The 24,641-nt window shown below is 50.1% G+C and carries 23 protein-coding genes; 15 read left to right on the forward strand and 8 right to left on the reverse strand.

Features of this window, described 5'->3' with window-relative positions:
* The first annotated feature begins 7 nt into the window (after positions 1 to 7).
* Complete coding sequence (locus LC084_RS18495) at positions 8 to 889, forward strand: LysR family transcriptional regulator (RefSeq protein WP_226572744.1); 882 nt, start codon at positions 8 to 10, stop codon at positions 887 to 889.
* A 533-nt stretch (positions 890 to 1,422) separates the two neighbouring features.
* Positions 1,423 to 2,448, forward strand: a complete 1,026-nt coding sequence (locus tag LC084_RS18500) for a virulence RhuM family protein (RefSeq protein WP_226572745.1) — start codon at positions 1,423 to 1,425, stop codon at positions 2,446 to 2,448.
* Between the two features lie 279 nt (positions 2,449 to 2,727).
* Here LC084_RS18500 and mnmE read toward each other — a convergent pair whose 3' ends face one another.
* The 5 genes from mnmE to rpmH all read right to left on the reverse strand — a co-directional run bounded on the left by mnmE (position 2,728) and on the right by rpmH (position 6,604).
* Complete coding sequence (gene mnmE / locus LC084_RS18505) at positions 2,728 to 4,095, reverse strand: tRNA uridine-5-carboxymethylaminomethyl(34) synthesis GTPase MnmE (protein ID WP_226572746.1); 1,368 nt, start codon at positions 4,093 to 4,095, stop codon at positions 2,728 to 2,730.
* A 130-nt stretch (positions 4,096 to 4,225) separates the two neighbouring features.
* Positions 4,226 to 5,866 (reverse strand): membrane protein insertase YidC, encoded by a 1,641-nt coding sequence (yidC, locus tag LC084_RS18510; protein ID WP_226572747.1) that lies wholly within the window; start codon positions 5,864 to 5,866, stop codon positions 4,226 to 4,228.
* A gap of 2 nt (positions 5,867 to 5,868) precedes the next feature.
* Positions 5,869 to 6,126 carry a membrane protein insertion efficiency factor YidD gene (gene yidD / locus LC084_RS18515; protein WP_226572749.1) on the reverse strand — a complete coding sequence of 86 codons (258 nt, stop codon included), beginning with the start codon at positions 6,124 to 6,126 and terminating at the stop codon, positions 5,869 to 5,871.
* Positions 6,090 to 6,449: a ribonuclease P protein component gene (gene rnpA / locus LC084_RS18520; RefSeq protein ID WP_036113957.1), complete on the reverse strand. Its 360-nt coding sequence runs from the start codon at positions 6,447 to 6,449 to the stop codon at positions 6,090 to 6,092. Before rnpA ends, yidD begins: the two co-directional genes overlap by 37 nt.
* Positions 6,450 to 6,463: 14 nt before the next feature.
* Positions 6,464 to 6,604 carry a 50S ribosomal protein L34 gene (gene rpmH, locus LC084_RS18525; protein ID WP_000831330.1) on the reverse strand — a complete coding sequence of 47 codons (141 nt, stop codon included), beginning with the start codon at positions 6,602 to 6,604 and terminating at the stop codon, positions 6,464 to 6,466.
* A 607-nt stretch (positions 6,605 to 7,211) separates the two neighbouring features.
* Between rpmH and dnaA the strand changes: the two genes are divergently transcribed.
* The 6 genes from dnaA (at position 7,212) to LC084_RS18555 (ending at position 15,834) form a co-directional block, all read left to right on the forward strand.
* Positions 7,212 to 8,594, forward strand: a complete 1,383-nt coding sequence (gene dnaA / locus LC084_RS18530; RefSeq protein ID WP_226572751.1) for a chromosomal replication initiator protein DnaA — start codon at positions 7,212 to 7,214, stop codon at positions 8,592 to 8,594.
* 4 nt (positions 8,595 to 8,598) lie between these two features.
* On the forward strand, positions 8,599 to 9,699 hold the full coding sequence (dnaN, locus tag LC084_RS18535) for a DNA polymerase III subunit beta (protein ID WP_064597262.1): 1,101 nt from the start codon (positions 8,599 to 8,601) through the stop codon (positions 9,697 to 9,699).
* A gap of 326 nt (positions 9,700 to 10,025) precedes the next feature.
* Positions 10,026 to 11,099 (forward strand): DNA replication/repair protein RecF, encoded by a 1,074-nt coding sequence (gene recF / locus LC084_RS18540; RefSeq protein WP_226573027.1) that lies wholly within the window; start codon positions 10,026 to 10,028, stop codon positions 11,097 to 11,099.
* Positions 11,100 to 11,126: 27 nt separating this feature from the next.
* Entirely contained in the window at positions 11,127 to 13,544 is a 2,418-nt protein-coding gene (gene gyrB / locus LC084_RS18545) for a DNA topoisomerase (ATP-hydrolyzing) subunit B (RefSeq protein WP_226572753.1), read from the forward strand.
* 137 nt (positions 13,545 to 13,681) lie between these two features.
* Positions 13,682 to 14,500: a sugar-phosphatase gene (yidA, locus tag LC084_RS18550; protein ID WP_226572755.1), complete on the forward strand. Its 819-nt coding sequence runs from the start codon at positions 13,682 to 13,684 to the stop codon at positions 14,498 to 14,500.
* Positions 14,501 to 14,568: 68 nt separating this feature from the next.
* Positions 14,569 to 15,834, forward strand: coding sequence for a DUF3748 domain-containing protein (locus LC084_RS18555; RefSeq protein ID WP_226572757.1), 1,266 nt, complete (start codon positions 14,569 to 14,571; stop codon positions 15,832 to 15,834).
* A gap of 33 nt (positions 15,835 to 15,867) precedes the next feature.
* Here LC084_RS18555 and LC084_RS18560 read toward each other — a convergent pair whose 3' ends face one another.
* Positions 15,868 to 16,191: a YceK/YidQ family lipoprotein gene (locus LC084_RS18560; RefSeq protein WP_226572759.1), complete on the reverse strand. Its 324-nt coding sequence runs from the start codon at positions 16,189 to 16,191 to the stop codon at positions 15,868 to 15,870.
* Positions 16,192 to 16,501: 310 nt separating this feature from the next.
* Between LC084_RS18560 and ibpA the strand changes: the two genes are divergently transcribed.
* From ibpA to LC084_RS18590, 6 genes are all read left to right on the forward strand, one after another.
* On the forward strand, positions 16,502 to 16,915 hold the full coding sequence (ibpA, locus tag LC084_RS18565) for a small heat shock chaperone IbpA (RefSeq protein WP_226572762.1): 414 nt from the start codon (positions 16,502 to 16,504) through the stop codon (positions 16,913 to 16,915).
* 119 nt (positions 16,916 to 17,034) lie between these two features.
* Positions 17,035 to 17,463 (forward strand): small heat shock chaperone IbpB, encoded by a 429-nt coding sequence (ibpB, locus tag LC084_RS18570; protein ID WP_226572764.1) that lies wholly within the window; start codon positions 17,035 to 17,037, stop codon positions 17,461 to 17,463.
* Between the two features lie 177 nt (positions 17,464 to 17,640).
* Positions 17,641 to 19,299, forward strand: a complete 1,659-nt coding sequence (locus LC084_RS18575; protein ID WP_226573030.1) for a putative transporter — start codon at positions 17,641 to 17,643, stop codon at positions 19,297 to 19,299.
* A gap of 105 nt (positions 19,300 to 19,404) precedes the next feature.
* Entirely contained in the window at positions 19,405 to 19,749 is a 345-nt protein-coding gene (locus LC084_RS18580) for a YidH family protein (protein ID WP_226572766.1), read from the forward strand.
* A complete protein-coding gene (locus tag LC084_RS18585; protein WP_226572767.1) occupies positions 19,742 to 20,107 on the forward strand; it encodes a DUF202 domain-containing protein in 366 nt (121 codons plus the stop codon). Before LC084_RS18580 ends, LC084_RS18585 begins: the two co-directional genes overlap by 8 nt.
* A gap of 105 nt (positions 20,108 to 20,212) precedes the next feature.
* The gene (locus LC084_RS18590) at positions 20,213 to 21,268 is read left to right on the forward strand and encodes a cellulase family glycosylhydrolase (RefSeq protein WP_404808762.1); all 1,056 of its coding nucleotides are present in this window, start codon (positions 20,213 to 20,215) and stop codon (positions 21,266 to 21,268) included.
* Between the two features lie 2 nt (positions 21,269 to 21,270).
* Here the strand turns inward: LC084_RS18590 and emrD are convergent, their stop codons facing one another.
* Positions 21,271 to 22,458 (reverse strand): multidrug efflux MFS transporter EmrD, encoded by a 1,188-nt coding sequence (gene emrD, locus LC084_RS18595; protein WP_226572768.1) that lies wholly within the window; start codon positions 22,456 to 22,458, stop codon positions 21,271 to 21,273.
* 152 nt (positions 22,459 to 22,610) lie between these two features.
* Positions 22,611 to 23,081: a GNAT family N-acetyltransferase gene (locus tag LC084_RS18600; protein WP_226572769.1), complete on the reverse strand. Its 471-nt coding sequence runs from the start codon at positions 23,079 to 23,081 to the stop codon at positions 22,611 to 22,613.
* Between the two features lie 1,060 nt (positions 23,082 to 24,141).
* Here LC084_RS18600 and LC084_RS18605 point away from each other — a divergent pair.
* Complete coding sequence (locus LC084_RS18605) at positions 24,142 to 24,639, forward strand: SH3 domain-containing protein (RefSeq protein ID WP_226572770.1); 498 nt, start codon at positions 24,142 to 24,144, stop codon at positions 24,637 to 24,639.
* Positions 24,640 to 24,641 lie beyond the last annotated feature (2 nt).

The raw sequence follows: 24,641 nt of genomic DNA on the forward strand, positions 1-24,641 counted from the left end.
GAATCTAATGAGCCGACTCAATTACCATCACCTCTATTACTTCTGGCAGGTCGCCCGGCAAGGGAACCTGACTCAGGCTGCACAGAAATTACACATTTCTCAATCTGCGTTGTCCTCGCAAATCAAGCAGTTAGAGAAAAGCCTGAATGTTGATTTATTTATTCGGGAAGGCCGTAAACTGACTCTGACGGAGAGTGGCTACCATGCCATGAACTATGCCGATGAAATCTTTAAAAATGGTGAAGAGCTGGAACAACTGCTGACAACGGGTACCGCGTTACCCAGTGCGCCACTGCGTATTGGTATTCTTTCTACGATTTCACGTAACTTTATTGATCAATTCATCCAGCCATTGATTCAGCAGAATGACTGCCGTTTTTCACTGCAATCCATGAGCCAGACGGGGTTATTAAATGCAATGGCTGAGCTACAACTCGACCTGGCGCTCACCAATATTCCCGTCAGAAGTGCCAGCACCAATAACTGGCAAAGCCGGGTTCTGGCGCGCCAGCCGGTGGCGATTATTGGCCCACCCGGGCTCGCGTTAACGAAAGAATTTGGTGAAAGCTATCGCCACCAGCGTTGGGTATTGCCCTATGGTGAGAACCCGCTGCGTGCGGCATTTGATGCTTTTGCCGCACAATATCACTTGTTACCGGAAATAGTGGCTGAGTCTGACGACATGGCAATGCTGCGTTTGTTAACCCGCGACACTGGCGCACTGGCTGTAATGCCACCGGTGGTGGTGAAGGATGAGCTGGATTCCGGCGAGCTGAAAAGCTATATGCTGTTGCCTAATGTGTACGAAAATTTCTATGCGGTTTCCGCCCAACGGCGTGTAGTTCACCCCAAGCTGGGTATGTTGCTCAGGCCGCTGGTGGATGAGTAACTGCATGGCAATGGGTGCTTATCAATACTAAAAACCAGTATTAACAAATAGTTAGTACGAGTTAGTGAACGTTTACGCACAAGCATTCGCTAGCCTGTTTGTAAAACGTAGAATGCTCGTTTTGGTGAAGTCGCAGAGATAAAGAAAAGCCAAACGCGTTTAGTAATAAACGCTTTACCAGATGCGCTGTACTTCAAAGCAGCAGATACCCTGATATTCAAAAATCTGGCAACAATATCGAGCATTTTTAACGGTATTGATAAGCTGTACACAGAAGCAACAAAAGAAGAGGCTGAGCAGTTTTTAGATGCACAGTTTATAGCGCTCGGTAAAGACTACAACGTAGATAGCGTCTCCAAACCCAATAGAAAACGTATTGGCCTTGCTATGGCGACACTTGATGATATGTCGGCAGACGATAAAGCCAACATGCTTGATTACATCGACGGTTACTGTGGTGAACAGAAGTTTAAACTCTGTCACCTCTATGGATAAAAATAGCCACCCATCAGTAAAGTAAGAAGGTTGATTCAATGATTGATAACACCCCACAAGCTCCGCATGGTGAATTTGTCCTGTTTACCAGTGCCGATGGTAGAACTCGCGTAGAGTGTCGCTTTGAGTCAGATACCTTGTGGCTTTCACAAGCAATGATTGGCGAGCTCTATGGTAAGGCAAAAGCAACTATTAGCGAGCATATAAAAAATATCTTTGCGGAAGGCGAATTGGACGAAAATTCAGTTGTTCGGTTTTACCGAACAACTGCGGCTGATGGTAAATCATACAACGTTCAATACTTCAGCTTACCACTAGTATTGGCTGTTGGTTATCGCGTCCGTTCAAGCCGTGGTACTCAATTCCGCCAATGGGCAACACAAACCTTGGAAGAGTATTTGATCAAAGGATTTGCCATGGACGACGAGCGGTTGAAAAATCCCCCTGTTGGCCATTCTGCGGTGCCCGATTACTTTGATGAAATGCTGGAACGCATTCGTGATATCCGCGCCAGTGAGCGTCGCGTTTATCTGCGGGTGAAAGAAATCTTTACCATGGCTGCCGATTACGAGCCATCTAACCAAGAGACCAACCGCTTCTTCCAAATCATTCAGAACAAGCTGCATTATGCTTGTACGCATATGACCGCCGCTGAGCTTATTGCCAGCCGTGTGGATGCCAGTAAGCCAGATATGGGCTTAACCAGCTATAAAGGCGATGAAGTACGCAAGACAGACGTTACTGTTGCCAAGAACTACCTGCATGAAGACGAAATCAAAGAGCTTAATCGCATCGTCAATATGTGGCTCGACTTTGCCGAGGACCAGGCGCTGCGCCGCAAGCAGGTATTCTTGCAGGACTGGGCCGATAAGCTAGACCAGTTTTTAAGTTTTAATGATCGGGATGTATTAAGCGGAGCAGGAAAAATATCCAAGAAAGACGCTGATGAAAAAGCGAAATTGGAGTTTGACCGCTTTGCAGAACAGCGCCGTTGTTTAAAAGAAGCCGAAGGCGCACGGGCCAACATTGCAGCACTCAAAGCTATACTCAAAAAAGACCAATAGCCGCTATCTATCTGTTCAAAAGTGGGTAGTGACAACGGTGGAGAGAATAGTACACAAGCGCTGTTAGCGCGTAGGCCATTCTTATCTGGATTTCGTTATATCATGCTGATTTTAATTGGTTTTTATCATCTTGTGTGCCCTGTGTGCGCCAGAATTTATCTGTGGTGCGCACAGGGCGCAAGAATCGACAAAACCCTTCAAATCACTTCCTATCCCAAAAAACAAAATTATTTTAAAATCATAATGTTGTTTTGATTTGGTTTGATGCGTTTTACTCTTTTACTTCCCAATACAAAAGCTCGAAAAAATCCGCCCCAGCAGGTCATCGGAGGTGAATTCGCCAGTAATTTCGCTCAATGCCTGTTGTGCCAGGCGCAGCTCTTCTGCCAGTAACTCACCCGCCCAGGCACCAAGTAACTGTTCTTTACCTTGCTCCAGGTGTTGAGCCGCGGTTTCCAGAGCCTGCAAATGGCGGCGGCGTGCAAGGAAACCACCGCTTTCAGTGCTGGTATCGAAACCCATTGTGAGTTTCAGGTGGTCGCGCAGCACATCCACACCTTCACCATTGCGGGCAGAAAGCCGGATAAGTGAGTGGCCATTCACTTCTGTGAGGCCTGCTGTTTCACCGGTGATATCAGCTTTATTACGCACAACAGTAATGGGCAAATGTGCTGGCAAACGGGCAATAAAATCGGGCCAGATTTGTGCCGGGTCTGTGGCATCTGTGGTGGTGCTGTCGACCATAAACAGCACACGGTCCGCCTGCTCGATTTCCTGCCATGCACGCTCAATACCAATACGCTCTACTTCGTCACTGGCTTCGCGCAGCCCGGCGGTATCAATAATATGCAACGGCATGCCATCAATATGGATATGTTCACGCAGTACATCGCGGGTGGTACCGGCAATATCTGTAACGATAGCGGCTTCACGCCCTGCCAGCGCATTTAACAAGCTGGATTTCCCGGCATTGGGGCGCCCGGCAATCACCACTTTCATGCCTTCACGCAACAGGCTACCCTGGCGCGCTTCACGGCGTACCTGCTCCAGGTCGCTCATTACACCTGCTAATTCCGCTTCAATTTTCCCGTCAGACAGAAAATCAATTTCTTCATCCGGAAAATCAATGGCGGCTTCAACATAAATACGCAAATGCGTCAGGGCTTCCACCAGTTGGTTTACCCGGCTGGAAAACACCCCTTGCAGCGAGCCGACTGCAGAACGGGCGGCTTGCTCGGAACTGGCATCAATCAAATCTGCAATGGCTTCCGCCTGGGCAAGATCCAGTTTGTCGTTCAAAAATGCCCGTTCAGAAAACTCACCAGGCCTGGCAATGCGTACACCGGGAATGGACAGAATGCGTTTCAACAGTAAATCGAGGATAACCGGGCCGCCGTGGCCTTGCAGTTCCAGAACATCTTCGCCAGTAAACGAATTTGGGCCAGGAAACCACAGAGCAATCCCTTGATCCAGCGGAGAATTATCCACATCGCGGAAAGGTAGATAATCGGCATAACGGGGCTTAGGCAGTTTACCCAGCACGATTTTGGCGACGTCCTGGGCTTGTTTACCGGAAACCCGCAAAATACCCACACCGCCCCGGCCAGGGGGCGTTGCCTGTGCAACAATGGTATCGTTATGGCTCATAAGTCTTTCTCTGTGATGTTTCGTTTATTCCCCACCAGACTGTTGGTTCACAGTGGCGGCACGGCATAAAAATAAAGAAGGCGGTCATCTGACCGCCTTCTGTGGTGCTGTTATCCTGCGCTAAATTTTATCAGGATTTTTTCTTTTCGCGGCTATGCAAACCACGTTTTTCCAGCCCACGGTAAATCAGTTGCTGCTGGATGATGGTAACCAGGTTGCTGACGATATAGTACAGCACCAGACCAGACGGGAACCACAGGAAGAAGACTGTGAAGATGACCGGCATAAAGGTCATTATCTTCTGCTGCATCGGGTCGGTCACTGTGGTCGGTGACATCTTCTGAATGAAGAACATCGTCACACCCATCAGGATAGGCAGAATGTAGTACGGGTCCTGTGCTGACAAGTCGTGGATCCACAGAGCAAATGGCGCATGGCGCAGCTCAACGGAACCCATCAACATGTAGTACAGCGCCAGGAAGATAGGCATCTGAATAACAAGCGGGAAGCAACCACCAAGCGGGTTAACTTTCTCTGCCTTGTACATCGCCATCATTTCCTGGCTGATACGCTGTTTATCGTCACCCAGGCGCTCACGCATTGCCTGAATTTTCGGTTGCAGCATACGCATTTTCGCCATGGAGGTGTACTGCGCTTTGGTCAGCGGGTACATGATGCCACGAACGATAAAGGTAATAACGATGATGGAGAAGCCCCAGTTACCCAAGAAGCTGTGGATAAATTTCAGCAGTTTGAACAACGGCTGAGAGATAAACCATAACCAGCCATAATCCACGGTTAAATCCAGGTGAGGCGCAACTGCAGCCATTTTATCCTGAATTTCCGGGCCAACCCACAGGGTGCTACCCAGTGTGCCAGTCTGGCCTGGCTGAACAACAACCGGTGCGGATTTATAGTTAATTGCCGCAACACCATTGCCGAGATCTGCCGTCGAGAAGGTGTTTACACCTTTGGTATCTGGCACCCATGCAGTAGCAAAATATTGCTGCAACATAGCAACCCAGCCGCCTTGAGATGTGGTGTTCAGGTTCTCGTTATCTGCGATTTTATCGAATTTATATTTTTCGTATTTCGCATCAGACGTGGAGTAAGCCGCGCCGCGGAACGTGTGCAGAGCAAAGTTGTTGCTGCCAGTATCGCGGTGTTTTGGCAAGTTGATAGATTGTTTCAACTGACCAAATGCAGAGAGTTCCAGTGGTTTCTCCGAGGCGTTTTTCACGCTGTAATCCACTTTCACCGCAAATGAACCCCGTTTCAGAACGAAGGTTTTGGTGAAAACGTTACCTGCGGCATCGGTCCAGGTCATCGGAATAGACAATTCATCCTGGCCATCAGCCAGAACAAAGCTGTCACTATCCACACTGTACAGAGGACGTTCACCGTTAGACGGGTTATCCGGGCCATCGCGGCCGGTTAAGCCACTTTGTGCCTGGTAAACGAAATCAGGTGTAGTTTCCAGTAACTGGAAGGGTTCGTTAGAGCCCAGCTCTTTGGGATAAGTTAACAGCAGCGCCTGCTCAACATCACCACCACGCGTGTTGATGGTCAGAGAGAGGACATCCGTTTTAACTGTAATGAGTTTTCCCTGGCCACTGGCCGGTACGCCCTGGTCGGCGGCGCTACCCGCTGCGGTAGTCGTAGTCTGCGTGGTCTGTTGGGTCTGCGGAGCTTTATCTTGCTCCCAGGCCTGCCAGATCATGAAAGACACGAACAACAAAGCGATGATAAGAAGATTGCGTTGCGAATCCATCGTTAGTGTTCTCTGGTATCAAAAGGTCCTGGCGGGACGGGGTCGTCACCACCCGGGTGTAAAGGGTGGCATTTTAATACGCGTTTTATTGTCAACCAACTGCCTTTTACTAAACCAAACCTGCGCAATGCCTCAATTCCGTATTGCGAACAGGTTGGCGTGAAACGACAATGCGGCCCGAGAAGCGGACTAATCAGGCGCTGATAGACCTTTATCAGGCCTATCAGGAGCCGGGAGCCTGGCGACAATGACGGCGCCATAACTTTTCCAGTATTTCCATTAGCGTACGGTTATCGAGGTCGGCAATCCCGCGTTTCGCTACCACCACAAAATCCATGGAAGGCAGTTCATGCTGACGTAAACGGAAACTTTCACGCGTCAATCGTTTGATACGGTTACGCTCATGAGCGCGCCGAACATTCTTTTTGGCGACTGTAAGACCGATACGGGGATGCCCCAGCGAATTCAGGCGGCCGAGGATGGTGATTTGCGGCGTGCCAGCCCGTTGTGGCTGCTGGAAGACGAAAGTGAAATGATTGGGAGTTAACAAACGTAACTCCCTGGGAAAAGCGAGCTTAACCACTCAGGGGTTAGCTATTACTTAGAAACGGTCAGACGAGCGCGGCCTTTAGCACGACGACGTGCCAGAACCTGACGACCATTTTTAGTTGCCATACGAGCGCGGAAGCCGTGAGAGCGGTTGCGCTTCAGTACAGACGGTTGAAAAGTGCGTTTCATGGCGATTTCTACCTAAGCTTGGGAAAAAAACACTTACTTTTGCGTATGCCCGGACAAATTGCGAACGACTTACGCCTCAGTGTGGCTAAATAAAGAGGCAGGATTGTAATAATTGTACACTCCAGAGTCAATTCACTTTCCTTATTGCACACAGGTAACAGTAGCTTTTCGCTTGAAAAACAAACGAATTACCTGCAACAAAAACCGGAGCAATGACGCGTCGGGTCGCAAATTATACGGAGTCCGGTATAAAGCGCAAGGATCACTGGGATCTTTAATCAGATCACTAAAGGTAAATTTTGCTACGGGTCATTGAATTTTCCAATTTGTAGCTGAAATAGTGCCGCCACTAAGCTGGGATCGATTACACTGGATCAGTCAGACCGGGGCCTGTGGATAAATCACGAAGAAACTGTGAGAAACAGAAGATCTCTGGCCCACTTTACGCTATGATCCGCGGTCCCTTCTCAGGATCGGGATCCTGTAAAAGGGAAAACCGCAAATAGCGGTTCGCACGCTACCCAGAATCAGGGCTGTCGGCGTGTGTCAACAATCATGAATGTATCAGCCTTTGTCATTTATCGACTTTGTTCGAGTGGAGTCCGCCGTGTCACTTTCGCTTTGGCAGCAGTGTCTTGCCCGATTGCAGGATGAGTTACCCGCCACAGAATTCAGCATGTGGATACGTCCACTACAGGCGGAACTGAGCGATAACACGCTGGCCCTTTATGCGCCAAACCGTTTTGTGCTCGACTGGGTGCGGGATAAGTACCTGAATAATATCAACGGATTGTTAAACGATTTCTGTGGTGCGGATGCGCCGCAGCTGCGCTTTGAAGTTGGGGCCCGTCCTGTTGTTCAGCCTGTTGTCGCTTCTGCGGCAGCAGCGCCTGCCGTTGCGCCACGCCCGGCGGCGGCACCCGTGCGCCCCAGTTGGGATAACGTCCCTGCGCCTGCTGAGCCTTCTTACCGTTCTAACGTTAACCTGAAACATACGTTTGATAACTTTGTTGAAGGTAAGTCTAACCAGTTAGCTCGTGCGGCGGCCCGCCAGGTGGCGGATAATCCTGGTGGTGCATACAACCCGCTTTTCCTTTATGGCGGTACAGGTTTAGGGAAAACCCACCTGTTACATGCTGTTGGCAATGGTATTGTGGCGCGTAAGCCCAATGCGAAAGTGGTGTATATGCACTCAGAGCGTTTTGTCCAGGATATGGTTAAGGCACTGCAGAATAACGCGATTGAAGAGTTCAAACGCTATTACCGTTCTGTTGATGCCCTGCTTATCGATGATATCCAGTTCTTTGCCAATAAAGAGCGTTCTCAGGAAGAGTTCTTTCATACATTTAACGCACTGTTGGAAGGCAACCAGCAAATAATCCTGACCTCAGATCGTTACCCGAAAGAGATCAATGGCGTTGAAGATCGTCTGAAATCCCGCTTCGGTTGGGGGTTGACGGTTGCTATTGAGCCACCAGAGCTGGAAACCCGCGTTGCTATTCTGATGAAAAAGGCGGATGAAAACGATATTCGCCTGCCTGGTGAGGTAGCTTTTTTTATTGCTAAACGCCTGCGCTCGAATGTACGTGAGTTGGAAGGGGCACTGAACCGTGTTATTGCCAATGCCAATTTTACTGGTCGGGCAATTACTATCGATTTTGTTCGTGAAGCACTGCGCGATTTACTGGCCTTGCAGGAAAAACTGGTCACTATCGACAATATTCAAAAGACAGTGGCAGAGTACTACAAGATCAAAGTGGCCGATTTGCTGTCCAAACGGCGTTCGCGCTCAGTGGCGCGTCCCCGGCAAATGGCAATGGCGTTGGCAAAAGAATTAACCAACCACAGCTTGCCGGAAATCGGTGATGCCTTCGGTGGTCGTGACCATACAACAGTGCTTCATGCCTGCCGTAAAATCGAGCAGTTACGTGAAGAAAGTCATGACATCAAAGAAGACTTTTCCAATTTAATCAGAACACTATCTTCGTGACACTATGAAATTTACCGTTGAACGTGAACATTTATTAAAACCGCTCCAACAAGTGAGCGGTCCTTTAGGTGGTCGCCCGACGTTACCTATCCTGGGTAACTTGCTGTTGCAGGTTACGGAAGGGGCGCTGTCGCTGACTGGTACTGACCTTGAAATGGAAATGGTGGCGCGTGTTAGCCTGGTTCAGCCTCATGAGCCGGGGGCAACGACTGTGCCTGCCCGTAAGTTCTTTGATATTTGCCGTGGTCTGCCGGAAGGTGCGGAAATCGCTGTGACGTTGGAAGGCGACCGTATGCTGGTGCGTTCCGGGCGTAGCCGTTTTTCACTGTCTACACTGCCCGCGGCCGATTTTCCGAACCTGGACGACTGGCAAAGTGAAGTGGAATTCACCTTGCCTCAGGCCACAATGAAACGCCTGATTGAGGCTACGCAATTTTCTATGGCTCACCAGGATGTGCGCTACTACCTGAACGGTATGTTGTTTGAAACCGAAGGCGAAGAGTTGCGTACTGTGGCAACGGATGGTCACCGTCTTGCGGTATGTGCCATGCCCGTTGGGCAAACACTGCCTGCTCACTCAGTGATTGTGCCGCGTAAAGGCGTTATTGAGTTAATGCGTATGCTGGATGGCGGTGATACACCGTTACAGGTACAAATTGGCAGCAACAATATTCGTGCCCATGTCGGCGATTTCATCTTCACCTCTAAACTGGTGGATGGGCGCTTCCCTGATTACCGCCGCGTATTGCCGAAGAACCCGGATAAAACTCTGGAAGCGGGCTGTGATTTGCTAAAACAGGCGTTTGCGCGCGCGGCCATTCTTTCTAATGAAAAATTCCGTGGTGTTCGCCTGTATGTGAGTGAGAACCAACTTAAAATTACGGCCAATAACCCGGAACAGGAAGAAGCGGAAGAGATTCTGGATGTGACCTATGCTGGCACAGAAATGGAAATCGGCTTCAACGTGAGTTACGTGCTGGATGTGCTTAACGTACTGAAGTGCGAAAATGTACGCATCCTGCTTACTGATTCTGTTTCCAGTGTGCAGATTGAAGACGCAGCCAGCCAGACCGCGGCCTACGTTGTTATGCCTATGCGCCTGTAGAAAGCGGCGTGGGTTGTGGCAGAATAGAGCAATCAGTCCGAAGGCAAAGAGCTACATTGTGATAACCGCCTTCTTTCATTGCCGACAGATAAAAATCAATTAACTGATTTTTATAAATTTTTGTTAAAAACTCGAAACTTTATCAGCGGCAGGGTAATACGGTTCATCAGCCTGGGGTTATTTTATTTGTTATTCTGGCACGTTCAATACAGGCTTTTATTGGCGCTTCAGGCCAGTTGTTTATCTACCCCCGGTTCATGCTGGTTGCGGGCAGCCAGGCATTTACCGGGAAACGGCAACAAAAACACCCTGGTGATGCGTTAATCATGTCGCTGTCTCGTTTACTTATCAAAGATTTCCGTAATATCGAAAGCGCGGATCTCCTGTTATCTCCCGGCTTTAATTTCCTGGTCGGTGCCAATGGCAGCGGCAAAACCAGTGTGCTGGAAGCGATATACACCCTGGGGCACGGGCGGGCATTTCGTAGCCTGCAAACCGGCCGGGTGATTCGCCATGATCAGCCCGACTTTGTGCTGCATGGCCGGTTACAGGGTGATTCACGGGAAATCGCAGTCGGGCTAACAAAAGACCGCCTCGGCGACAGCAAAGTCAGAATTGATGGCACTGATGGCCATAAAGTTGCTGAACTGGCGCACTTAATGCCCATGCAGTTGATTACCCCAGAAGGTTTTACGCTGCTTAATGGTGGGCCAAAGTTTCGTCGGGCATTTATCGACTGGGGCTGTTTCCACGATGAACCGGCGTTTTTCAATGCATGGAGCAACCTTAAACGTCTGCTCCGGCAGCGAAATGCCGCGTTGCGCCAGGTTACTCACTACAACCAGTTACTTCCCTGGGATAAGGAACTGGCTCCGCTTGCTGAACAAATCAGCCAGTGGCGAGCGCAGTACAGTGAAGCGATTGCCGAAGATATGGCACAAACCTGCGCCCAGTTTTTACCCGAGTTTCACCTGGCGTTTTCTTTCCAGCGCGGCTGGGAAAAAGAGACGCCTTACAGTGAGGTGCTGGCACGCAGTTTTGAGCGCGACCGTGCGCTGACCTACACCTCTCATGGCCCTCACAAGGCTGATTTCCGCATTCGTGCTGATGGCGCACCTGTGGAAGATACCTTGTCGAGGGGGCAGTTAAAGTTGTTGATGTGTGCCCTGCGGCTTGCGCAAGGTGAATTTCTCACCCGGCGTAGCGGGCGGCACTGCCTCTACTTAATAGATGATTTTGCTTCTGAGCTCGATGACCGTCGGCGGGGTTTACTTGCCAGCCGTTTGAAAGCCACACAGTCACAAGTTTTTGTGAGTGCCATTAGCGCAGAACATGTGATGGACATGGCGGATAAAAATTCCAGGATGTTCGCTGTGGATCAGGGTAAAATAACGGATTAACTTAGTTTAAATGAGCGAGAAACGTTGATGTCGAATTCTTATGACTCCTCCAGTATCAAAGTCCTGAAAGGGCTGGATGCGGTGCGTAAGCGCCCGGGTATGTATATCGGCGACACGGATGACGGCACCGGCCTGCACCATATGGTATTCGAGGTCGTGGATAACGCTATCGACGAAGCGCTCGCAGGCTACTGTAAAGATATCGTTGTCACTATCCACGAAGATAACTCTGTCTCTGTGCAGGATGACGGGCGTGGTATCCCTACCGGTATTCACCCGGAAGAAGGCGTGTCTGCCGCTGAAGTTATCATGACGGTGCTGCATGCCGGTGGTAAGTTCGACGACAACTCCTATAAAGTTTCCGGTGGTCTGCATGGCGTGGGGGTGTCGGTAGTTAACGCCCTGTCCCAGAAACTGGAACTGGTGATTCGTCGCGATGGCAAAGTCCATAACCAGGTTTACCAGCATGGTGTGCCAACTGCGCCACTGTCCGTTACCGGTGAAACCGAAAAAACCGGTACCATGGTGCGTTTCTGGCCAAGCCTGGAAACCTTCACCAATGTGGTTGAATTTGAATACGAAATTCTGGCAAAACGCCTGCGTGAACTCTCCTTCCTGAACTCAGGTGTCTCCATCCGCCTGATTGATAAGCGTGTTGATGGTAAGCAGGACCACTTCCATTACGAAGGCGGTATCAAAGCCTTTGTTGAATACCTCAACAAGAACAAAACGCCTATCCACCCGAATGTTTTCTATTTCTCTACCGAAAAAGACGGGATTGGTGTAGAAGTTGCGCTGCAGTGGAACGATGGTTTCCAGGAAAACATTTACTGCTTTACCAACAACATTCCTCAGCGTGATGGCGGTACCCACCTTGCCGGTTTCCGTGCGGCAATGACGCGTACCCTGAACACCTATATGGATAACGAAGGCTACAGCAAAAAAGCGAAAATCAGCGCGACGGGTGATGATGCCCGTGAAGGCCTGATTGCTGTGGTCTCAGTAAAAGTTCCGGACCCGAAATTCTCTTCTCAGACCAAAGACAAACTGGTTTCATCGGAAGTGAAATCTGCAGTGGAATCCCAGATGAACGAGCGTCTGGCTGATTATCTGCAGGAAAACCCGGCCGATGCCAAAACCGTTGTCAGCAAAATTATTGATGCGGCCCGTGCCCGTGAAGCTGCGCGTCGTGCCCGTGAAATGACCCGCCGTAAAGGTGCGCTGGACCTGGCTGGTTTGCCAGGCAAACTGGCGGATTGCCAGGAGCGTGATCCGGCTCTGTCTGAACTCTACCTGGTGGAAGGGGACTCAGCGGGCGGCTCTGCAAAACAGGGGCGTAACCGCAAGAACCAGGCTATTTTGCCGCTGAAAGGTAAAATCCTGAACGTCGAAAAAGCGCGTTTCGACAAAATGCTCTCTTCCCAGGAAGTCGCAACACTGATTACCGCACTGGGCTGTGGTATTGGGCGCGATGAATATAACCCGGATAAACTGCGTTACCACAACATCATCATCATGACTGATGCTGACGTCGATGGCTCGCACATCCGTACACTGCTTCTGACTTTCTTCTACCGCCAGATGCCGGAAATCGTTGAACGTGGGCACGTCTTTATTGCTCAGCCTCCACTGTATAAAGTGAAAAAAGGCAAGCAAGAACAGTATATTAAAGATGACGAAGCCATGGATCAGTACCAGATTTCCATTGCGCTGGATGGTGCCACATTACACACCAATGCCAGTGCTCCGGCTTTGGCTGGTGAAGCGCTGGAAAAACTGGTGGCCGAATTCAACGGTACCCAGAAAATGATCCATCGTATGGAACGCCGTTATCCCCGCGCACTGCTGGGCGAGTTAATTTACCACCCAACACTGGCAGCTGATGACCTGTCCGACGAGCAGAAAGTGACCCGCTGGGTTTCCTCGCTGGTTGCGGAACTGACTGAGAAAGAACAGCACGGCAGCATCTGGAAATTCGATGTTCGTGAAAACACTGAACATTCCCGGTTTGAACCGATTGTTCGGGTGCGTACACACGGTGTGGATACTGACTATATTCTGGACCTGGATTTTGTTCAGGGTGGGGAATATAAACGTATCTTCACGTTGGGTGAAAAACTACGCGGCCTGATTGAAGAAGGGGCCTTTATCGAGCGTGGTGAGCGCCGTCAGCCGGTAGCCAGCTTTGAGCAGGCGCTGGACTGGCTGGTGAAAGAGTCCCGCCGTGGCCTTTCTGTACAGCGTTACAAAGGTCTGGGCGAAATGAACCCGGAACAGCTGTGGGAAACCACCATGGATCCGGACAGCCGCCGCATGTTGCGCGTCACCGTAAAAGACGCCATTGCCGCCGACCAGTTGTTTACAACGCTGATGGGCGATGCGGTAGAACCACGCCGCGCCTTTATCGAAGAAAACGCCCTGAAAGCGGCGAATATCGATATCTGATGACCGGTTTGCCGGGAAAAAGCCAGTGTATAACGCACTGGCTTTTTTATTCTTCACGCAAGTGAGCTTATTCCGCGTTGTTTTTGTGACCAAAGTCGCGTTACGATGCCCCTCCTGACCCATTATGGATTTCTGTCATGGCGATAAAACTGATTGCTATCGATATGGATGGCACCCTGCTTAACCCCGATAATGTGATTACTCCAGGCGTCCACCGGGCTATTAGTGCGGCTCGGGCAAAAGGTGTCATGGTTGTGCTGGCAACCGGCCGCCCCTACATCGGCGTAAAACGTTACCTTGAAGAGCTGGATATGCAGTCTGTGGGTGATTACTGCATAACCTATAACGGTGCGTTGGTGCAAAAAGCCGCCAGTGGTGAATGTGTTGCGCAAACCACATTAGGTTACGATGATTACCTTTATCTTGAAGGGCTTTCCCGCGAATTGGGCGTTCACTTTCATGCGCTCGATCACCACATTCTGTATACCGCCAACCGGGATATCAGCCGTTATACCGTACATGAAGCTGCACTGACAGGGATGCCTTTGCACTTTTGCGAAGTCGACCGTATGGACCCGGCTATCCGCTTTCCAAAACTGATGATGATTGACGAGCCAGCATTGCTGGATGAAGCGATTGCCCGGATCCCCCAGGAAGCAAAATCCCGCTATACCATTATGAAAAGCGCGCCGTTTTACCTCGAATTACTCGATAAACGGGTAAACAAAGGTGCGGGTTTACAGGCACTGGCCGAGCGTTTGCAGTTACAACCAGAAAATGTGATGGCAATTGGCGACCAGGAAAACGACATGGCTATGCTGGAGTACGCAGGTGTGGGCGTGGCGATGGGAAATGCCATTGAGCCAGTTAAAGCCATGGCGAATTTTATCAGTAAAACCAATGCTGAAGATGGTGTCGCCTGGGCAATAGAACAATTTGTCCTGGCTGCTGGCTGAGAAAACCAGGCAGCAAGCGCCCGAATCGATTACCCTGAGCCATTATTGCTTCAGGCCAGGGTAATCCAGTGAAACAAGTCACCTTCTCCCCCCGTCACCACCAGCTGACCAATATCAATACATGGACACCGGACAGCCAATGGCTGGTGTTTGATGTTCGCCCATCAGGCGCATCGTTTACCAGCGAAACCGTAGAGCGCACCCATATTCACACTGGTGCTACCGAAGTCATCTGGCGCGCGCAGCAGGGTGCTCATGTAGGGGTTATTACTGTTAACCCGCAATTGCCCGAGCGCTATGTGTTTATTCATGGCCCGGAAAACCCGGATGAAAACTGGCAGTATGATTTTCATCACCGTCGGGGTATCACTGTCTGTGATGATATGGCCGCTAACCTGGATGCTTTTTCCATTACAGCACCCTATTTCCCCGGCGCACTGCGTGGCGGCAGCCATGTGCATGTCTGGAGCCCGGATGGGCAATACCTGAGCTTCACTTATAACGACCATGTGCTGCATGAACGGGATCCTGCTCTGGATTTGCGCAATGTGGGTGTCGCGGCGCCTTTCGGCCCGGTAAATCCACCACTACACCATTCGCGTGAATATGCTGGTAGCCATTGGTGTACGCTGGTTTCCCGTACCACGCCAGAGCCCCAACCGGGAAGTGATGACATTAACCGGGCTTATGAAGAAGGCTGGGTGGGTAGCAAGGGCTACCTGAAATCAAACGGTGAACGCCAGCGTTATGCACTCGCTTTTATTGGCGACACACGCTCAGCACAGGGCAAAACAATACCTGAATTGTTTATTGCCGACTTACCCGATAACGAAGCTGCCTGGAAAACTCAGGGCGACGCACCCCTGGCCGGTACACCCGGCACTATGCCTGCACCACCAGCAGGTATTAACCAAAAACGCCTGACTTACACCCATCACCGCACTTATCCAGGCTTAGTTAACCAGCCGCGTCATTGGGTGCGCGCCAGCCCGGATGGGGAAAATATCGCTTTTCTGATGCGTGATGATAGCGGAGTCGTTCAGGTATGGTTGGTTTCACCCAACGGGGGCGAATGCCGGCAGTTAACCCAGCTTGAGCATGATGTTCAGTCGGCGATTAACTGGCATCCAACAGGCAAATGGCTGGGCTTTATCTGCGAGCAGAAAGTGGTGATGTGCAGCTATCCGGAAGGGAAAATACGTGAACTTACCAGCCCACAAAAAGAGATCTCTGGTGATGCGGTTGTCTTCTCACCTGATGGGCAGTTTATTGCCTGGATGCAACCTGACGAACAAGGTTTCCGCCAGATATTTATCTGCCATACCGGTTGTTGAACCTGAGCCGGGTACCGCTACCCGGCAATAATATCAGGGGGCCGCGGGGGGGATAACTGAATTAGTCGCGAGGTTTTTCTGCTCACTTTTTTCTACCCTTGCCCGGACAGAATCATTAGTGTGAAATGCATCCCAGGGCAGCAACAGTGTGTCTGCCACAGCCGTTAATGGCATATCCAGTGCCACAAAAGGCTTCAGCCCCCAACTGGTATCATCGTCTTTCAGTAACGCATAACTCGCTCTGGTGCCTGGGTAATACCCTTCCTGGCCACCAGTGTGCGTCATCATACTGGAACAGCCGCATAAAGCGACTAACCCACTCCCTAAAAAAACTTGCTGTAATTGGCGTATTTTCATAGTGTTATCGTCATTTTCGCCGAAGCTTCTATTGCGGAAAAAATAAACCGCAGTGGCCCAGTCCTTAACGCACCTGCTTCCATGCAAAAGACACATTCATTTGCGCCAGGTGCTACATGATTTTCGTTTAGTCTACGCGATGTGAAATAAAGTGCAAAAAAAGCGCAATTTGCACACTTGAAAACAACGAGTCTGTCACCATCTAATCATCAGAGCCAAAAACGGATAGGCCAGATGGGTATCCGGGTTCTGCGGTCTGTCCAACAGGAAGGCCATAAAACATTCTCGCTGATTTCAGGAGCTACTAACGATGCGTAATTTTGATTTCTCTCCACTTTACCGTTCTGCCATTGGTTTTGACCGCCTGTTTAACCACCTGGAAAATAGCCAGACCCAAAGCAACGGAGGTTACCCTCCTTACAACGTTGAACTGGTTGATGAAAACCACTACCGCATAGCGATTGCTGTTGCTGGTTTTGCTGAAAGTGAACTGGACATTACCGCACAGGACAACCTGCTGGTGGTAAAAGGCGCACACGCGACGGAAGAAAAAGAACGGACCTATCTCTACCAGGGCATTGCTGAACGCAACTTCGAGCGCAAATTCCAACTGGCTGACAACATTCACGTCAAAGGGGCTAACCTGGTGAATGGCTTGCTGTATATCGAACTGGAACGCGTTATTCCCGAAGCTAACAAACCGCGTCGCATCGCCATTAACTAATTCTGTTTGTGCTGTACTGCCAGTTGGGTAGTGCAGCCTGTTACGTGCTTGCCGTCAGGGAGCACAGGCCGGAAACGTATACCGGCAGTATTCACTCGCTTCAAAGAAGGAGACTGATTATGCGTAATTATGATTTTTCCCCCTTATTCCGTCAGTGGATTGGTTTTGACAAACTGGCTAACGCTATGCTGAACAGTAGCGAAGCCCAGTCGTTCCCTCCCTATAACATCGAAAAAGCGGACGATAACCATTACCGCATCACACTGGCACTGGCAGGTTTTCGCCAGGAAGACCTGGATATTCAGCTTGAAGGGCAGCGCCTTTCCATAAAAGGAACGCCGGTCAAACCCGAACAAGAAACCACCTGGCTACACCATGGTCTGGCAACTGAGCCATTTAGCTTAAGTTTTACCCTGGCCGACCATATGCAAGTCTCTGCTGCAACCTTCAATAACGGGTTACTGCATATTGATTTAACCCGCGAAGTCCCCGAGGCTCTGGTACCGCAACGTATCGCCATTAGCGAGCGCCCGGCACTCAATAGCTAATTAGCTAATTCTTGCACTTGTAGTCCCTGCCGCACCTGGTTAATCCGGTGCGGTTTTTTTTGCCTGTAGCAGAGCGTGCTTAACCTTGGTTAATACGTGGTCTTTTGTGCGCTGTCAGGCAGTTATCTTTACTGTGCTCTGCCACAATCAAACCAACGCAGCAACAGGGGCTGAATGATGAGTGATATCGCGCTAACTGTCAGCATACTGGCACTGGTTGCCATCGTTGGTTTGTGGATTGGCAATATTCGCATCCGTGGCATTGGTTTTGGCATTGGTGGCGTGCTATTCGGCGGAATAATCGTCGGGCATTTTCTCGATATGGCTGGTGTGAAGATCAACAGCGATATTTTGCATTTTGTTCAGGAGTTTGGCCTGATCCTGTTTGTTTACACCATCGGTATTCAGGTGGGGCCTGGTTTCTTCTCTTCCCTGCGGGTTTCCGGCCTAAGGCTTAACCTTTTTGCCATGTTAATTGTGGTGCTGGGTGGGCTGGTTACTGCATTACTGTATTGGTTATGCGATATCCCCTTACCCGTCGTTCTGGGTATTTTCTCAGGCGCAGTGACTAACACTCCGGCACTCGGTGCCGGGCAGCAAATTCTTACTGACCTGGGTGTACCAGCGGCACTGCGTAACGAAATGGGGATGAGCTACGCCATGGCGTACCCTTTTGGTATTTGCGGTATTTTGTTCAGCATGTGGCTGTTGCGCGTGGTTCTGCGTATTAACGTCAACCGTGAAGCGGCTCGCTTCCAGAAAGTTAACGGCCAGGCCCAGCCGTTAAGCGCCATTAACGTTCAGGTGAATAACCCAAACCTTCATAATCTGGCACTCCAGGATATTCCGCTACTGAATAACGACAACATTGTCTGCTCCCGGTTAAAACGTGGAGAAACACTAATGGTCCCCTCTTCGTCCACCTTAATTGAGCGGGGAGACTTACTGTACCTGGTTGGCAACAAAGAGGATTTGCACAGCGCACAACTGGTATTAGGCCAGCAAGTTGATGCCGGGCTTTCCACCAGTGGTACTGATTTGCGGGTAGAAAGGGTGGTGGTAACCAACGAAAAAGTCCTGGGGAAAAAAATCCGCGACCTGGGTATTAAAACGAAGTATGACGTAGTGATTTCCCGGCTAAACCGTGCCGGGGTTGAGCTGGTTGCCAGCAGCCATGCCAGCCTGCAATTCGGCGATATTCTTAACCTGGTTGGGCGGCAGGTCGATATTGATGCTGTCGCGGCATTGCTGGGTAATGCAAAACAAAAACTCCAGCAGGTACAGATGTTACCTGTTTTTATTGGTGTGGGGCTTGGAGTGTTATTAGGGTCTGTCCCACTTTTTATCCCCGGTTTCCCGGTTGCCCTTCGTTTGGGGCTGGCGGGTGGCCCACTGATAATGGCACTGATTCTTGGCCGAATCGGCAGTATTGGCAAGCTGTACTGGTTTATGCCTCCCAGTGCGAACCAGGCGTTGCGTGAGCTGGGCATTGTATTGTTTCTGGCTGTGGTCGGGTTGAAATCCGGCAGCGGCTTTGTGGCCACGTTGACTCAGGGGGATGGGGTGCTGTGGATGGGATACGGTATTCTTATCACCGCCATTCCGTTATTGGTTGTGGGTTTTACTGCCCGTCTGCTGGCAAAAATGAACTACCTGACAATTTGCGGCATGCTGGCCGGTTCCATGACAGACCCTCCAGCCTTGGCATTTGCCAATAATCTTCATGCCACCAGCGGCGCGGCTGCCCTCTCATACGCTACCGTTTACCCACTGGTAATGTTTTTGCGAATTATCACGCCACAATTACTGGCTATTCTCCTGTGGGGTGTCACCTGATGAGCACCCAGCCCGTTGTTGCATTTTGCCTGGTGATTTCCCGGCCATAACATGTTGATATAAGAAGATGGCCGGGCATCTCTCTGCATATGCACAAGGAGCATAATGAAAATCACCCAACTGGGCGAAGCGCCTGACTACCGCTTTTCTCTGGCGAACGAGCGCACCTTTCTTGCATGGATCCGCACGGCTTTAGGCTTCCTGGCTGCGGGCGTTGGGTTGGATCAACTGGCTCCTGACCTTGCCACACCACTTATTCGTGAAATATTGTCGTTATTCCTGTGTCTGTTCGCTGGCGGCCTGGCGGTATACAGTTACATTCGCTGGTTACGCAATGAAAAAGCGATGCGGCTGAAGCAGGATTTACCCTATACCCGCGGGCTGAAGTTGATAAGCCTGGTGATGGTCGTGGTGGTGGTGATTGCAATGGTGATGGTGTTTTATGCCTGAATCTTCCCGCCGCCTGCGCCGTGAACAGGACCCTGGCCTGCAACCGGAACGCACGGCACTTGCCTGGTACCGTACATTGCTGGGATACGGTGCCTTGCTGGCACTGGCATTACGCCACAGTTGGCATCGCGCCGGGCCATTATTCTGGGTATCGTTGCTAGTGCTGGCGGTTCTGGTGGGCGTGGTTTATGCCTGGGCACGGCAACGCCAGCTAATGGACATCGCCCGCCAGGATTTACTTGGTGCGCAAACTGTCCGTGGCAAATGTGTGATTGCCTTGGGGGTTCTCGGGCTGGCGTTATTATTTGCCGCTGTGCATATTCACCAAATTTGGTTACATCTTTGGTCACCAGAATAACGATTTTATTTATGCACCTGTTTCCCCAAAGCATGCTAAATAAATACATATATTTCTGATATCAATTGCCGGAAGGTCAATGCCTTGAAGACTTTCATCGCGTTTATGACAGGGTTAGTCAGTGCAACGGCCTGTGCCACATCATTGCCCGCCACAGCACCGATACCCTCGGTTGTGCCAGTGCAGGCTGAAACCGCTGCACCTTCACGCTTGCCAGCAGGTTTTACTGCCCGGCAATATGCCGCTGCATTGGGTACCGGTATGGATGTTGACTGGGCAAGAACGGAACGTGGAATTCGCGAGTTTGACCCGTTAGTGGTACGTGATTATCAACAGCGCGGGCTGGGGCATGTGCGCATTCGGGTAGCCAATGACGCAACAGAAAGGCACTTACTTCATTTACGCAAAATTGTTGAAGCCTGTGAAAAATATGGCGTGATACCCATCATTTCTTACCAGGCGGATGAATTTAAAAATGATCCCTCTGGGAGTAATGAAGCCAAAGTAGTTGCCTGGTGGAATACCGTAAGCCGCTATTTTGCCAGTACCCACCCTGAACTTGGGTTCGATATCATCTACGAGCCCAGTGAGAAACTAAACCATGATCAACAGGCGCTAAACCGCCTTTATGACAAAGTCGTGCGGGATATTCACCATATTGACCCACAGCGTATGGTGTTTATTGCACCGCGCCAGCGTGCCACACCGGAAGACCTGGTTAACCTCAAGTGGCCTTCCCAGAGTAACGGCCATGTGCTGGCCGAATGGCATATTTTCCCCTGGGGGCCTGTGAAAGTGGGTAATAAATATCCATGGACCACAGGAACCGCTGCGGAAAAAGCCGCGATTCGTAGCCGTATCAATACTGCGCTGCACTGGCAGCAGAAAACCGGGCATTTTTCTTGGGTTGGGGGCTGGTCGGCTGGTGCAACGCTGAAAAACCCGGTTCAGCCTTCCCAAATCGCCTTCGCGACGTTTATGGCATGTGAACTCCAGCAGGCACAGATTCCTTATGCACTCAATGCCGATAACCTGTTTTACGATGGGGAGGAAGGTGCCTGGCGGCCGGGTACTGCGGCATTACTCCAGGCGATGATAAAACCCGCGTGTCCGCCTGCTGACGCGAAAATACCCGGAAAAACTAAAGCACACCATCATTGAGATTAAACGGGTTGGCGGCGGTGATGTTGTTGGCGCAACGCCAGGGGCAACCAGCACCCCAGCATTACCAGGCCCATCGCGGTCATCAACATACCTACACTACTCTGGCTGGTTTGCGGTAACAGCGCAGAGAGCCAGGCCATCGAACCTGCCCCCATATTTTGTAATCCGCCTACCAGTGCGCCAGCGGTGCCAGCCAGGAACGGGAACGGCTCCATGGCACCACTGGTTGCTAATGGGAAAACCATACCTGCACCGAAGAAAAACAGCGCGGCAGGCACCAGCAGTGTCCAGATATTCATCACGCCAGCCCAACCGGGAATCCACATTAGCAAACCGGCAACCAGGCAACTAAGCACAGCCTGCCACATTAACGTAGTAAACTGTTTCCCTGCTCGCCCCGCATACCAGGCACCAAAAAAAGCAGCGGGAATAGGCAGAATAAACAAAATACTAACGGTAACACTATTCAGCCCAAGCACACTGCCCATCAACACACCCGCACAGGCCTCGAATACAGCAATACCTGCCAGCCCACCCACCAGCATCAACAAATAGCAGCAAAATGCACGTTGGCTGAATAAGGCCTGGTAGTTACGTAATAGTGAAGTGGGGTGCGATGCCTGGGGGCGCGTTTCAGGCATAAAACGCGCAATACACAGAGTAACAACCAGGCACAATAGCAACAGAAAAACAAAGCAAGCACGCCACCCCGCAAAGGTATTGAGCACACCACCCAGTAAAGGTGCTAATAGCGGGCTAACCAGAATGCCCATATTTAACAAGCTATTAGATTTTCGTAAAGACGGCCCCTCATATAAATCGCGTGGCATGGTTCGGGCCATCACGCCCGCCACACCGGTGCCCATTCCCTGTAACCCACTCGCCAGCACCAGCACCGAAAAGTGCGGTGTTGTGGCCGCAACAAGAGTTGCGAGCATAAACACGCTCATCCCCACCAGAATCACAGGGCGGCGACCAGTCAGGTCTGAAATCGGGCCATAAAATAATTGGGAGAGACCATAGGTCAGCAGATACGCTGCCATAACGCTCTGAATCGCACCTTCCCGCACCTGGAAACTGGCGGCCATATTAGTCATTGCCGGTATATAAATGGTTTGCGCCATCTGCCCGACGGCGATCAGCAGAATAAGCAGTATTAACTGCGGTTTATGCGTCAGCGTTTTCATGGTTTTTTAGATAATTATTCTGTAAATGCAGGTTATGATTCTGCGTGAATCTTAATTTGTCGAGGAATCTACCATGAAAATAGCCGTGCCTCTATTCGGCTTGGGTAATTCTTAATAGTCTGGCGTATTTGGCAGGAAACAGATGTTGGCAACTATTGTTGCCAGTTGTTGAGTGTGGCAGGTGCGAGGTATTTTTGGTGCGTCAGCCGTTCCTGCCCATATACGGGAAGAAACCCTAGGGACTGATAAAAATCAAACGCTGTTTCTGGCGCGTGGGTGTTGAGGTGGTGAAAACCGGCAAGCCTTGCGTGGGTTTCCAGTGTACTAACAAGGCGCAGGCCCACTTTTTGGCGGCGAAATGCCGGGCTAACATAAAGGTGGCGTAATCGTGCTGCTTTCGGGTGTGTGTCAAACGGGCACTGGTTAAGGCCTCCAATACCTGCCAGCTCTCCTTCTACCCAGGCCGCGAGAAGAATTTCACCTGTCTTATCGAAAAGGTTACTTCCATCCTGCCAGTGTTGTTCAAGGCGCCTGAGCATGGCGAAACCTTCACTCTGGCTGGCCGCACAGAGTTCCGCAAAACCCTGTAGCGGCAAGGTGACGGGGTTAATCGTTGTAAGCATCGCAGTCGTACCAACCTGTGTGTGTGGCTCTGCCCGGAATACCAGGGGTGAGGATTGTCTGATTTATGCTCGCATCTCGGTGTAGCAGGAATAGCAGATTTTAAAACGTGATCTGTATCACATAAAAAAATGATCTATAGGTTAATCCTTTTACCTGCTTATTATTAATTCCATATCACCTTTCCGGTGGAAGAATATATTCGGATAAAACTCATACGAAATATATTTCGTAATATTTCTACTACGATAAAAAAGTGACTATAAAAGCCTACTAAATATTGTAGGTATTGGCTTTTTGGGCCTCATTCCTTCGTACTATTAGGACTATTCCTGGTTATTTTTATAGCCCTGATAAAATATCGTATGGCTCATAAAATTAATACCTGATTACACATTTTTTATGTGTGTTTTTTGTACATATAAATGTACTTCATACTGATATTTAATAAATATCAGTAGCTTGAAAGACTTTTCTGATGCATAAGCGTGTCAAAATCCCCTTGCGGACAGAGTAGAGCACACAGCAGTGCTTCCAGCAAACAGCGCCTCAGTTTGTAATTACACACAAGGGTTTTTTGGCTCCTTAAGTAAAATATATCCGTGCTAAAACTGATGGGTGAATATATCCATCTGTTTGTTGTGTCGTCTTTGTAGCAGGGAAAATAAAATCTGATGGTGTATCCGGTCCTTATATGTGTAAGGTTCGTGCGGTAGCTTTACCTTTGAGACAGTGAACACCGATTATTTCGTATGTTTATTATTTCATGCTTGAGCACTATCTCGAAGACTACAGCACTGTGTAATAATGTTGCAAAGGTATAGTGCCAGACCCGCTGGTCGATTAACCTTATACGCGTTATACCTTCAGATTGCTTGCTGGCATTGTGGCTTTTAGCGGGGGTTACATCGCTGATGTCACTGCAATCTACACGATGTTTTTATGGTTGGTTTGCCGTTATGCGCGACGGTGAAGGCAATCGCTTTCGTCCATGCCTGTACGTACAACGCCTCAGGTACGGCATCAAACTTTTGTCACTCCCTCTTTCAATGGAAGAATACGATGAAATTACGAATCGTCCTTGCTCTGTTATTTGTATTCGGTGTATCTGGTTGTGTGAAACATCCACCCGCTGTGAATGATGACACTATCGTCAGCAGCACCGTTGATGGTGTGAAACTGACTTACCGTCATGCTATTACGCCACCGACTGAATTCCACCCGATTAATGAAGAGTACCGTGCGCTTTACAAAGCTTCTGTAATGAGCCGCCCGGATTTTGGTGGTAACGTCGTGCGTTATTTGGATAACGGTGGCACTTACCAGGTTCTCGGTCGTGTTCAGGATTACTGGATGGCGGTTGCTGAGCAGGGTAAAGATGAGCTGATTGGTTATGTTCCCCTGCGCGCTGTCGTGAAAAGCGACCTGTACGATGCAACCTTGCGTAAAGATCGCCCACGCAAACGCCGTGCTGCCGCGAAGAAAACCAACTGTGTGTCTGTTGATAACAACAGCCAGGCATGCAAAAACACCAACAGCGGAACCTGGATAATCCAGTAAGC

The organism is Mangrovibacter yixingensis, from assembly GCF_020523985.1.
Lineage (GTDB): Bacteria > Pseudomonadota > Gammaproteobacteria > Enterobacterales > Enterobacteriaceae > Mangrovibacter > Mangrovibacter yixingensis.